The sequence below is a fragment of the Bartonella sp. MR168JLCBS genome, from assembly GCF_042194175.1.
Genome location: NZ_JBHIMP010000431.1, coordinates 1 through 665, shown reverse-complemented (window position 1 = coordinate 665; position 665 = coordinate 1). Strand labels below are relative to the sequence as shown.

The following is a 665-nucleotide window of genomic DNA, read 5'->3' as shown; positions in this document are numbered from 1 at the left end:
AAAAAGAGGCAGCGCTCTCAAGAGCGCTGCCTCTTTTTTACAATATGAAGATATACAAATAGAAAGTTTATTGAAAAAACTTAAGAAGAAGATGGAAACCAGTTTGACAACAACTCATATCTTACAGGATCGTCGGCGCACTGCCCCCCTCCACATTCAAGCACAGTAGAAACCAAGTTTGCTGCAATTAAAAAGATAAAGAGAAAACTTGCCGCTCCACTCAGGAGTGGGAGAGGAGAAAATACCTTAAATTTGTGCGCCAATTCACTTAAAATCATAATGAAGGTAACCGCAAAAATACAAAGAACTGCAATAATGAAAGCCCAAGTATAAAAATGCAGTCCAAAGAATGTTGAACCGTATCCAAGATCATCTGGTGTGATATGTAAAAACACCTGACGAGCAGCAATAACACTGGTTACCATACAACCAAGAATAACCATCCCATAATGGGTATTTTTCACCTTATGGTGAATATTGAGAAGAAACCCACAGCCTGCAAGTATCAAACCAACGCGTTGAAGAAGACAAAGAGGGCATGGCAACTCAAATTTTACCAATTGATAATAGAAAGCCACTAACAGGACGGTGGATAATCCGATAAGTCCCAACACATTCATAAATGTGATGAAATGAGGGTTTTTTTGTTCAACATGTTCCATGAT

General features: G+C 38.6%; 1 protein-coding gene. It reads right to left on the bottom strand.

Annotated features, from left to right (window positions below; genetic code table 11):
* Positions 1–80: 80 nt before the first annotated feature.
* Positions 81–662, bottom strand: a complete 582-nt coding sequence (locus tag ACFIK8_RS11795) for a disulfide bond formation protein B (protein ID WP_375669536.1) — start codon at positions 660–662, stop codon at positions 81–83.
* Positions 663–665 lie beyond the last annotated feature (3 nt).